This window comes from Staphylococcus sp. GDY8P45P (assembly GCF_017892745.1).
In the GTDB taxonomy this organism is placed as follows: Bacteria; Bacillota; Bacilli; order Staphylococcales; family Staphylococcaceae; genus Staphylococcus; species Staphylococcus cohnii.
In genome coordinates this window covers 291526-303166 of sequence record NZ_JAESLS010000009.1, presented here as the reverse complement: position 1 = coordinate 303166, position 11641 = coordinate 291526, and the positions used below count along the sequence as shown (strand labels likewise).

Annotated in this window: 10 protein-coding genes; 1 reads left to right on the top strand and 9 read right to left on the bottom strand. The window is 32.8% G+C overall.

Annotated features, from left to right (window positions below; translation table 11 throughout):
- Positions 1-235: 235 nt before the first annotated feature.
- From KA873_RS11280 to fakB1, 9 genes are all read right to left on the bottom strand, one after another.
- Positions 236-466 carry a CsbA family protein gene (locus KA873_RS11280; RefSeq protein WP_019469490.1) on the bottom strand — a complete coding sequence of 77 codons (231 nt, stop codon included), beginning with the start codon at positions 464-466 and terminating at the stop codon, positions 236-238.
- A gap of 5 nt (positions 467-471) precedes the next feature.
- Positions 472-1113, bottom strand: a complete 642-nt coding sequence (locus KA873_RS11275) for a YfbR-like 5'-deoxynucleotidase (RefSeq protein ID WP_019469491.1) — start codon at positions 1111-1113, stop codon at positions 472-474.
- Positions 1114-1470: 357 nt separating this feature from the next.
- Positions 1471-2451 (bottom strand): COG3942 and LysM peptidoglycan-binding domain-containing protein, encoded by a 981-nt coding sequence (locus KA873_RS11270; RefSeq protein ID WP_107386212.1) that lies wholly within the window; start codon positions 2449-2451, stop codon positions 1471-1473.
- A 409-nt stretch (positions 2452-2860) separates the two neighbouring features.
- Positions 2861-3986 (bottom strand): peptide chain release factor 2 gene (gene prfB, locus KA873_RS11265; RefSeq protein WP_107504631.1). Its coding sequence is split into 2 segments (ribosomal slippage): positions 2861-3913 and positions 3915-3986, totalling 1125 coding nucleotides; the frame shifts between segments, so codons are not numbered across the junction.
- Between the two features lie 232 nt (positions 3987-4218).
- Positions 4219-6750: a preprotein translocase subunit SecA gene (secA, locus tag KA873_RS11260; protein ID WP_107383670.1), complete on the bottom strand. Its 2532-nt coding sequence runs from the start codon at positions 6748-6750 to the stop codon at positions 4219-4221.
- Between the two features lie 290 nt (positions 6751-7040).
- Positions 7041-7607 (bottom strand): ribosome hibernation-promoting factor, HPF/YfiA family, encoded by a 567-nt coding sequence (gene hpf, locus KA873_RS11255; RefSeq protein ID WP_019469495.1) that lies wholly within the window; start codon positions 7605-7607, stop codon positions 7041-7043.
- Between the two features lie 66 nt (positions 7608-7673).
- Complete coding sequence (locus KA873_RS11250) at positions 7674-8129, bottom strand: ComF family protein (RefSeq protein WP_245335995.1); 456 nt, start codon at positions 8127-8129, stop codon at positions 7674-7676.
- Between the two features lie 215 nt (positions 8130-8344).
- Positions 8345-9613, bottom strand: coding sequence for a DEAD/DEAH box helicase family protein (locus tag KA873_RS11245; protein ID WP_210140404.1), 1269 nt, complete (start codon positions 9611-9613; stop codon positions 8345-8347).
- A gap of 256 nt (positions 9614-9869) precedes the next feature.
- Positions 9870-10733 carry a fatty acid kinase binding subunit FakB1 gene (gene fakB1 / locus KA873_RS11240; protein ID WP_107383668.1) on the bottom strand — a complete coding sequence of 288 codons (864 nt, stop codon included), beginning with the start codon at positions 10731-10733 and terminating at the stop codon, positions 9870-9872.
- Between the two features lie 138 nt (positions 10734-10871).
- On the opposite strand from fakB1, the gene KA873_RS11235 reads away from it, so the two are divergent.
- The gene (locus tag KA873_RS11235; RefSeq protein WP_119517671.1) at positions 10872-11513 is read left to right on the top strand and encodes a YigZ family protein; all 642 of its coding nucleotides are present in this window, start codon (positions 10872-10874) and stop codon (positions 11511-11513) included.
- The last annotated feature ends 128 nt before the right edge of the window (positions 11514-11641 follow it).

Genomic DNA, 11641 nt, shown 5'->3' with positions numbered 1-11641 from the left:
TTAGTTGATATAACTATATTTTACATACGTATGTTATTAACAGTTTATATTTTAACAGATTTATAACCTTCAACACAAACATTTGTTCGTAAATTAGTGTTTCACTATATAAAAACAAACACAGTACATGACCATGTTTGTTTGCGTTAATAAATTTTTATTCTGATAAAATGAAGTTAAATAATTATATACTTTTTGTCATGTTGTATCAATTAAGTTGCTTAACACTTATTACCTAATCATCTTCTTTTTTATGGAGTTCTAATTGATCGATAATTAAGTAACCTGCTAATAATGAAGCAACATCTATAAAAATAATCCATTCATCATGAAAAAAACCTTTTTCAATTGAAGTTCCTATTAAAATCAAAGTTAAAATAGTACCTACCCATTTACTTCTTGTCAGTACGCTAAACAATACGACAAGTATGCAGGGGAAAAAAGATGCTAGTATATACCAGATCATTCATGTCACCCGTTCCTATTATTTAAAATAGACATCGTTGTTTCTCGTAATTCCGATTTTGGTATAAATCTCTCTGTAAGCATTTCAGGAATAATATTTTCTATAAAATCTTGCACTGAATTCAAATGGTCAAATTGCATAATTGTTTCTAATGACATTTCGTATATTTCAAAAAATAGTGGCTCAGGATTACGTTTTTGAATTTCACCAAATGTTTCATATAACAAATCAATTTTATCAGCAACAGATAAAATTTGACCTTCTAGTGAATCATCTTTTCCTTCTTGCAGTCGTTCTCGATATATGGATTGATATTGTTCTGGTATTTCTTCGTTTATAAAATGATCTACCATTTCTTCTTCTACTTGTGAGAATAATTTTTTTAATTCTCCACTCGCATATTTGACTGGCGTTTTAATATCTCCTGTAAAAATTTCGGCGAAATCATGGTTTAAGGCTTTTTCGTATAAGCTTTTCCAATCTACTTTATTGCCGTGATATTCTTCTACTGTACCTAAATATTGAGCAATTTTAGTCACTTTAAAGGAATGTGCAGCAACATTATGCTCAAAATATTTAAATTTCCCAGGCAATCGTATTAATTTTTCTAAGTCTGATAAACGTTTAAAATATTGATGTACTCCCATGATAGCGCCTCCTCATTTATTTAATGAATGATTATACTTGATTTTATAATATCATTCCACATGTAAAATGTCTTTTTAATGCCGTTAAATATCATCGAATCGTTCTATTTTCAAAATATAACCTATTTATTTGTCTTTCAAGTTTTATTCATTTTACATCATTTCAAAAAATGATGCGCCCATAACAAATTTTATTGAAAAAGTACTGAACGTAAAAAATGACACCTCTGACATATAATGCCTACACCAATGCCCATTATGATAATAAGCCCGAGACATTATTTATGTCTCGGGCTATTAGTTTAAATATATTTGTACAATTGCTAGTGAAATTTCTAAGTATACGTTTTTATCTTTTTAATGAATATAGTTATATTGTCCCGAATTATGAATGGTTCTATAAGATTTTTGTCCTACACCTTGCCAGTTCATTTCCGAAACCAAAATGGATCCGTCACTATTTTGACGTTCTACTATGCCTACATGACCATAATTTCCAGCATTACTTTGTAAGATAGCGCCTACTTCAGGTGTAGAATTAACAACATAACCATTTTGACGTGCAGCTGAAGCCCAGTTATTCGCATTGCCCCAAAGCGTTCCTACAGATTTACCTAATTGTTGACGTCTATCAAAAGCGTAGTATGTGCACTGACCCCAATCATAATAATTCTGCCCACCGGATGCGTAGTGTTTCTGCTCTTGAGCTGTGTAGTATTTCGGCTGATAACCATTGTTATGAATACTGTCAACATTTGATGTAGTATCGCGTTCATCAATACTATCATTTGACCAAGATTGCTGCTTTACTGGTAAAGAATGGTTCGCTAATTTTGTGAACGTATTATTGTTTTCAGTTGTTACACCTATTGTGAATTGATCACTATTCGAATTATTTTCTAAGTCATTTTGTGTGTAACTTTCTGAATTACTTTGTGTGTATGTGCTTTGAAATTGGTTATTTAAATGTGATGAACCTTTTTCAGAAACAGCAATGAGCTGCCCAGGATGAATTGTCTCTGTAATATACGGATTCAATTGATAAAGTTCATTTAAACTTATTTGATGTTTATTCGCAATACCTTGTAGTGTATCGCCTTCTTTCACTTCCACAATATCTTCGTCAGGGAGTACTAGCGTTTGTCCAGATTTAACCGACTGTACAAGCTCCATATGATTTAATGATTGTATTGTATTAGTCGTTGTTGCAAATGCTTGCGCTATATTTGATAAATCAGTATCTTCTTTCACTGTATGTACTTGATCAGCTGATGCTAGACCATTCACGCCAAAAAACAGTGCTGCAGAAGTTAGAGAAAAAGTTAAGCCTTTCTTCATTATGTGTTTCAATCCTTTGCTGTCTAAATTTATTCGATATTTAATCAATCATAATATAGCATATCCGCTTAATACTTTTAGCATTGTTATCATTTTGTAATGCAAAAGATAATTATTAACTGAACGCCTCATTGGCCTTTAATCAAGCCTTTCTTACTTTTATCACAATAATTTTAATCATAGTAACACATCGGTTAAATTCAACTGTAATATTTCAATTTGTATTTTACATATAAGAAGCTATTTATTAAAAATTACTAATAAAATTTAAGCAATCATTTTAATTGAATAGCTCGTCTTACATACTATATTACTCTATAAAAATATGAGTGAGCTAGAAAACAATTATTTATAAATTGGTTCCCTGCTCACTCATAAAGTTAGTATAATATTAACATCTATTTAAGTATTAATCTTTTGCTGAATGATTTAGATTCATTTGATTTCGTAAATACGCTTCAATAAACGGTCCTAAATCACCATCCATAACTGCATCTACTTTACCTGTTTCTTCGTTTGTTCTGTGATCTTTAACCATCGCATATGGATGGAATACATAAGATCTAATTTGGCTTCCCCATCCAATTTCTTTTTGTTCACCACGGATTTCGGCCATTTCTTGTTCTTGTTCTTCTATTTTTAATTGATAGAGTTTAGACTTCAATGTTTTCATTGCAGCTTCTCTGTTTTTGATTTGTGAACGTTCATTCTGGTTATTTACCACAATACCCGTTGGATGGTGGGTAATTCTAATAGCTGATTCTGTTTTATTGATATGTTGACCACCTGCACCTGAAGCTCTAAATGTATCAACGGTAATATCATCAGAATTTATCTCCACTTCTATTTCAGTGTTATTAAACTGTGGTATGACATCACAAGAAGCAAAAGATGTATGTCGACGACCAGATGAGTCAAATGGTGATATACGTACAAGTCGATGAACACCTTTCTCAGCTTTTAAATAGCCATATGCATTATGACCTTTCACAATCATTGTTACGCTTTTAACGCCCGCTTCATCCCCAGGCAAATAGTCTGCAATTTCAACTTTAAAGCCTTTTTGTTCACAGTAACGTTGGTACATTCTCAACAGCATATTTGTCCAATCTTGAGATTCTGTACCACCTGCACCAGGATGCAATTCAATAATTGCATCATTCGCATCATAAGGCCCATCTAACAATAATTGTAACTCAAATTGGTTTAGCTCGTTTTGAAAATGGACGACACTTGCTTCTAAATCATCTTTCATCGATGTATCGTCTTCTTCTAACAATAATTCTCGTGTTGTTTCCATATCTTCAATGTTTGCTTCTAAATCTCTATAGGCATTAACAACCGATTTTAAAGCATTATTCTTATCTATAATTTCTTGAGCTTTATCTTGATCATCCCAAAATGAAGGATCTGTCATCATTTCTTCGTATTCTTGTATGTTTGTCTCTTTTTCTTCTAAGTCAAAGAGACCCCCTAAGTTGTTCTAACTTTTCATTATAAGCATCTAAATTACGCTTAATTTCAGATAATTCCATTGTGCATCTCTCCTAATTTTTACGAATGAAATATATTTGATATATCAATTACTACACTATCATACATATGATACAAAATATAAACTGCCAATTTCAACTTAAGCACTAGCCTCTATCCTTAAATTATTAAAAAAACATCTTTCACAGTTAAACGCCACAATTTAACTGCAAAAGATGCTTGATATACAAAAAGTAATAAATCCTGTCTCACACGTTTATCATTTAGATAAGTTTAAGCGCCATGACAGTTTTTATATTTCTTACCGCTACCACAAGGACATGGGTCATTTCTGCCTATATGTTCATCTTTGACATAAGGCTCTGCTTTCGCTTTTTCTTTTCCATCTTCTGCTGATACATGCTCAGCTTTACCAAAATCAGTTGTTTTATCACGTTCTACATCATCTTCTACTGAAATTACTGATTTGAGAATATATTTACTCACATCTTCTTCAATGTTTTGCATCATAGTATCAAATAATTGGTGACCTTCATTCTGATAGTCACGTAATGGATTTTGTTGACCATATGAACGTAGATGAATACCCTGACGTAGTTGATCCATAGTATCAATATGGTCTGTCCAATGCGTGTCAATGGAACGGAGTAAAATCATACGCTCAAATTCATCAAACTGAGTACCTATTTTCTCTTTTTGATCTTTTAAGGCTATTTCTATTTTTGACCATACAACCTCAAAAATATCGTCACTATCTTTTCCATTAATATCTTCAACTTTTAATTCGCCTTCATTTAAGAAAACATCTTCTACATAATTGATGAATGGCTCATAGTCAGGTTCGTCATCTTCTTCATTTACATAATAATGAATACTTCTTTCTAACGTAGAGCGTAGCATTGCATTGATTAATTCGCCACTTTCGTCGCTGTCAATAATATCATTACGTTCACTATAGATAATTTCACGCTGCTTACGCAGTACATCGTCATACTCAAGGACACGTTTACGAGCATCAAAGTTATTACCTTCAACACGTTTTTGAGCTGATTCAACAGCACGTGAAACCATTTTAGATTCGATCGGCGTTGAATCATCCATGCCCAATCGGTTCATCATATTTTGTAAACGTTCCGAACCAAAGCGCACCATTAACTCATCTTGTAGCGATAAATAGAAACGGCTATCACCTTTATCTCCTTGACGACCTGAACGACCACGTAATTGGTCATCTATACGACGAGATTCATGACGTTCTGTACCAATTACTGCTAAGCCGCCTATTTCTTCAACACCATCGCCTAATTTGATGTCCGTACCACGACCGGCCATGTTGGTAGCAATTGTCACTGCACCACGCTGGCCAGCACTTGCAATAATGTCCGCTTCACGTTCGTGATTTTTCGCATTTAAAACATCATGACGTACACCGTGTTTTTTCAATAAATTAGAAATATATTCACTTGTTTCAACAGCAACAGTCCCCAACAAGACTGGTTGACCTTGTTTATGCTTTTGAATGACATCTTCTACAACTGCATCAAATTTACCTTTTTGACTGATATAAATTAAATCAGGTTTATCAATACGTTGTACTGGTCTGTTGGTAGGAATTTGCGTAACTGTCATATTGTAAATATTTCTAAACTCTTCTTCTTCTGTTTTTGCAGTACCTGTCATACCGGATAATTTATTATACATTCTAAAATAGTTTTGGAATGTAATTGAAGCCATCGTTTTTGATTCGTTTTGAATTTTCACACCTTCTTTAGCTTCAATTGCTTGGTGTAATCCTTCTGAAAAACGACGTCCAGGCATTGTACGTCCTGTAAATTGGTCAACAATCAATACTTCACCGTTATTCACCATATAATCTACATCTCTTTGTAAAGTAACATGTGCACGTAACGCAGTATTGATATGACTGATAATATCAACATTTTTCACATCGTAAAGGTTATCAATTTTAAACATGCGTTCTGCTTTATCAATACCCTGCTCGGTTAATTGGACTGCTTTTGTTTTTTCATCATAATTATAATCATCTTCGCTTTTAAGCATTTTAGCAAAAACATTTGCTTGAGTATAAAGTGAAGTTGATTTCTCTGCTTCACCTGAAATAATCAATGGCGTACGTGCCTCATCAATTAAAATTGAGTCTACCTCATCAATAATCGCAAAATTAAGTGATCGCATCACGCGTTCTTCCGCATAATTCACCATGTTATCACGTAAGTAATCAAATCCTAATTCGTTGTTGGTACTATAAGTGATATCACTTGCGTAAGCTTCTCTTTTCTCTGCGGTCGTTTTACTATTTAAGTTCAAACCAACACTTAATCCAAGAAATTCGTATAATTCAGCCATTTCTTCACTCTGTATGCTAGATAAATATTCATTGACTGTAATAACATGTACACCGCGTCCTGATAAAGCATTTAAATAAACTGGCATTGTCGCCGTCAATGTTTTACCTTCACCGGTTCTCATTTCAGAAATATCGCCGCCGTGGATCGCTATACCACCCATAACTTGTACTTTATAAGGAATCATGTTAAACACACGTTTTGATCCTTCTCTAACTAAAGCAAATGCTTCTGGTAAAATATCATCTAAAATTTTATTTTGCTTTTTAATATCTTCTTCTTCTTGAACTTGCGCTTGAAAATTTTTCGTTTTTTCTTTAATTTCTTCATCAGTTAATATCGACATATCCTCTTCTAATGCGAGGACTTTGTCGGCTAATTTACCAAGGCGTTTTATTTCTCTTTTATTGCCATCTGCAATTTTTGATAAAAAACCCATTCTGTTCGCTCCTTTAGCTTTATAACTCATTATAACTCTTCGTTTACAACAATTTATAATATCATTTATAAGCTTAAATTTACACTTATTACGTTTATCGTACTACCTACGCTATATTTTACTTACATGTTTCGGAATACATATTGAAATACTGCCTCAATAAAAATATACACAACATACATGTTCACTTTCAAATTATTACATAATAACATAGCAAAAAATGAGCGTCCATGATTTCACTCAATCATGGACGCTACTACTTTTACAAATATGATACTAATGCAATTGAATTATTCAGTTGTTTCAATCAGTCCATATTTGCCATCTTTTCTTTTATAGACAATACTTGTACCATCTGTTTCGCGATCTGTAAAAATGAAGAAATCATGGCCTAATAAATCCATTTGCAATACCGCTTCTTCAGAATCCATAGGTTTTAAGCTGAAATTTTTTGAACGAATAATCTCAATTTCACTATCATTGTCATCATTTTGTAGTTTTTCTGCCTCTTGTTCTTCAGGTAATGATGCGAATGCTTCTGGTTCGTCATTCTTTCTATTTTTACGGTTTACACGCGTTTTATATTTTCTAACTTGTCTTTCTAATTTGCTATTAATTAAATCAATACCAGCGTATAAATCATCATGACGTTCTTCCGCTCTAAGCGTAACATTTTTCAATGGAATAGTTACTTCTATTTTAGTTGCTGAGTTTTGGTACGTTTTAACTTTAACGTGTGCAGTTGCATTTGGCACATTGTTAAAGTAACGTTCTAATTTACCAATTTTCTCCTCAATATAGTTGCGAATCGCATCAGTAATAGTGAGGTTCTCTCCGTGAATTTCAAATCTGATCATAGTAATCGACTCCTTTAAAACCTCTATATTGGTAATAGTGCTTATATCTATAATACCACGAATAGCTTACCGTGCAAACGTAAACACATCGAATTTTCTGATTTTTCTATCAAATAACAATTGTCCTGCATTATGAACCGTTAAGCCTGTAGTATATATGTCATCTATCAACAAAATATTTTTTTCTTTTAAATCTACATATCGTGTTATTTCAAAAGGATTCGGTCGTTGCATGCGTTTTTGTTTACTTAATTCTGATTGTTTTATACATGAGTGTGTGGCAAGCAGACAATGATATTTAACCTTTTTTAAGTCTAATACTGATTGTATAGGATTAAATGTTCTTTCCCTATCTCTATATAGAGGAGACGGTATGGGGATAATGTAATCATATTTGTAATGAGGCAATTTAACTCTTTCTGCAATTATTTCTGCTATTGCAACATCTCTTTTAAATTTATATTGTTGAATCATTTCTTTTACAATACCGTCGTATCGGTAAAAACAATATAATTTATTCATTAATTTAAATTTCAAAGATAATTCGGTACAATCTGAGCATAATTTTTCTGTTTCATTAAGTAACTTCATACATGTTGGGCAGCGATTCGTCGCATTTAATTTCATTATATCCCATTGATGATTACAAATATGGCACAATTTTGAAGTTTTTTTATAAAAGGTAAATGCATTTAACGGTTCTGAATAATAAGTGTGACAATATAAACATATCGCTGTCAGTCTATCCACCCTCTTTTTTTTGCAAGTTTATTCATTTTCTTTATCTGATATTGAGCTTGAAGCATAGACAGTGTGATACCTTCATGCATACAAAATACGCTTCCTGTTGGTGCTTCCGCTTTTCTTCCAACTCTTCCTGATATTTGAATGATGGCGCTCGTCTCAAACTGGTGGCTATTTATGATCACAACATCGAGTTTTGCCATAGTAAAGCCTCTTTCTAAAATAGTAGTGGTGAAAACAATGGCGTGTTCGCCATCTCTCAAACGCTTTACTTTATCAAATCGAAACACATCATTACTGTAAACATATATTAAAGATGGTAAGGCATCTTTATATAATTGATACAATTGTTTCATTAAAATAATGTCGTTAAAAAAGACGAGCGTATATCGTTGTTGACTGACTTGATGTTGTAAAAATCGTAATAATTGATATTGCTTTTTATTGGGATTAATTCTCAGAAATTTAAATTGAGGCACTGGTAAAGGATGTCTATGAAAACGCGCGGGTAATTGAATGATTTCTAAATTGCTAATTTGTCTAATTAATGATTTTGTGGGTGTAGCAGTCATTAATATATGACAGTGTTTTAATTTCGAGGCACGCTGTAATGCTTTTATCAACATTGGTTCTGTGGGTAATGGAAAGGCATCTACTTCATCTACAATAATTACATCAAAATGTTGTTTGAAACGATAAAGTTGATGAACTGTGGCAATAATAAAATGACCATTAAACTGTTGCTGTGATGATTGATGTAATACATCTATTTCTTCTTCGCGGAATGCTGCTTTAATCCTCATGCTCACTTCTAAAACGACATCAACCCGTGGAGATACGATTGCGACATTATAACCTTGGTTCCTCGCATATTTAATTCCTTCAAATATCATCTCAGTCTTACCTGCACCTGTGACAGCATGAAGTAATAGAGAATGGAAGCTTGCAATCGCTGATACAATTTTGTCGGATGCAAATTGCTGTTGCTCTGATAATTTGAATGATAATTGATAATGGCAAGGCGTCACTACATTGTGACTTTCTATGATATAAACCTCGGTAATATTATCCATTCTCCCCATATTGATACAATTTCTACAGTAGACGATTGGCTTATTTAATACCATAGATTGATATTTATAAAAATGCGTTGGTCGGTGTGAATGACATTGCGAACACGTCCAATAGCCGTTATCTAATATAACACCTTTCGTCGTTTGTCTTATACGTTCATCAGTTAATAAGGACTTATCATTAATCATTCTTCCATAGTATTTAATCGTTTATTTCCTCCAAACTAAAAAGCGAGTCAAAAATTAAACTTTACTTTAATTTCAAGACCCGCTATAAAATAATTAATTCATTGATTTATCGTACAGAAATTTAAACGCTAAACAACTCATTTGTCATCTTATTGTTGGTATTAATGACTGAATGAACAGTTATATTTATAACAAGTATCTCTTGCAAAACGCTACTTTACTTAACACATGATAAAAGTATTTTCAAATCTGCCATTTAGTCTGTACGTACGGACCTACCTGTGAAACCTAATCCCATACCCCCTGAGCCTAAATGAGCTGCGACTACAGGACCTAAATAAGAACGATATAATTTATATTGTGGATAGTTGTTTTGTAATTCATTGTACATCCAGTCTGCATCTTCTCGAACATCTCCACCTATCACTAATAAAGTAACCTCTTCATAATCTTTAACGATTTCAATCACTTTATTGATAATTTCTTTAAGTGCACGTTTTTTAGTACGTATTTTTTCATCAGGTAAAATTAAACCATCTTCAAATTTTAAAACTGGTTTCATTTTCAACATCGTACCAACCCACGCTTGAGCACCAGTAATACGACCACTTTTTTGCAAGTTTTTCAAATCGTCTACCATCAATCTCGCACCTGTGACTTCTCGCATTGCTTCAAGCTCTTTAATGATTGCCTGAGGTTCATCGTTTTGTTCAATTAATTCAATTGCACGTAATACGTAAATCCCCATTGCCATCGCTGAAATTTTTGAATCAAATGTATGCACATTAATCCCTTCAACCATTTCTCCCGCTTGTGTAGCTGTTTGATAAGTACCACTGATACCTGAAGATAGGAAAACGCCTATGACATCTGTATATCCTTCATCGCGTAATTGCTCGTATTTTGTTATAAATTCACCAATTGCCGGCTGGCTTGTCGTAGGAATTGTTTTAGATGTTTTCATTCTTTCATAAAATTCATCTGCTGAAATAGATGCATTTTCTACAAAATTTTCACCGTTATCAAAAGTTACACTTAGTGGCGCAATATTTATATTATATTTATCAATTAATGTTTGAGATAGATAACTCGTTGAATCTGTTAATACAGCAATTTTCATCATAATCCTCCTCAATTATACTCACAACTATGATACATTATTTTATATTAAAAGAAAATTTATTTTTACATTAAACTTGAATTCAGAACCGTGTATAATAATATGTATTGATTGAAACTATGACTGGAGTGTTTAAATATGGATGAATCGATCATAACAATAAAGCAAGAACATATGATAGAAAATGTAATTAGCAAATCACGCTTTATTGCCCATATCAAACCTGTTGACTCTGAAGCAGAAGCTAAAGACTTTATAAACTTGGTGAAATCAGAACATCGAGAAGCAACACATAATTGTTCTGCCTATACGGTTGGAGCACAAATGAATATTCAAAAAGCAAATGATGATGGAGAACCAAGTGGAACTGCAGGTGTACCAATGCTAGAAATATTAAAAAAACTAGAAGTTCACAATGTTTGTGTCGTAGTTACGCGTTATTTCGGTGGTATAAAATTGGGTGGCGGCGGTTTAATAAGAGCCTACAGTGGCGCCGTGAGAGATGTCATTTATGAAGTGGGGCGTGTTGCTTTACGCTCAGCAATACCAACTACAATCACTATTGATTATGATCTTACTGGTAAATTTGAATATGAATTAGCGCAAACATCTTTCTTCTTAAGAAACACAAATTACACAGACAAAGTGAGTTATCAAATAGATGTGGTAGAAGCGGAATATGATGATTTTATTGCTTTTCTAAATAAAATTACTTCTGGTAACTATGATTTAGTTGAGCAAGATATCATTAAGTTACCATTTGACATACCAACAACCTGAAGTATAGCTATTTCAAGTTATTTATATGCACCATCCATCATAAATAATATCTATCCTGCTACAAAGTTAAAAGAATGAAAAAACCTTACTGATATGCATTGATATTTGTAATTAAAGTGAAATTTAAA

Bases quoted from the DNA above. Each gene is read 5' to 3' on its own strand.
- KA873_RS11250 (WP_245335995.1), bottom strand. From the start codon at position 8,129: ATGAATAAATTATATTGTTTTTACCGATACGACGGTATTGTAAAAGAA.
- hpf (WP_019469495.1), bottom strand. From the start codon at position 7,607: ATGATCAGATTTGAAATTCACGGAGAGAACCTCACTATTACTGATGCG.
- KA873_RS11275 (WP_019469491.1), bottom strand. From the start codon at position 1,113: ATGGGAGTACATCAATATTTTAAACGTTTATCAGACTTAGAAAAATTA.
- secA (WP_107383670.1), bottom strand. From the start codon at position 6,750: ATGGGTTTTTTATCAAAAATTGCAGATGGCAATAAAAGAGAAATAAAA.
- fakB1 (WP_107383668.1), bottom strand. From the start codon at position 10,733: ATGAAAATTGCTGTATTAACAGATTCAACGAGTTATCTATCTCAAACA.
- KA873_RS11270 (WP_107386212.1), bottom strand. From the start codon at position 2,451: ATGAAGAAAGGCTTAACTTTTTCTCTAACTTCTGCAGCACTGTTTTTT.
- KA873_RS11245 (WP_210140404.1), bottom strand. From the start codon at position 9,613: ATGATTAATGATAAGTCCTTATTAACTGATGAACGTATAAGACAAACG.
- KA873_RS11235 (WP_119517671.1), top strand. From the start codon at position 10,872: ATGGATGAATCGATCATAACAATAAAGCAAGAACATATGATAGAAAAT.
- KA873_RS11280 (WP_019469490.1), bottom strand. From the start codon at position 466: ATGATCTGGTATATACTAGCATCTTTTTTCCCCTGCATACTTGTCGTA.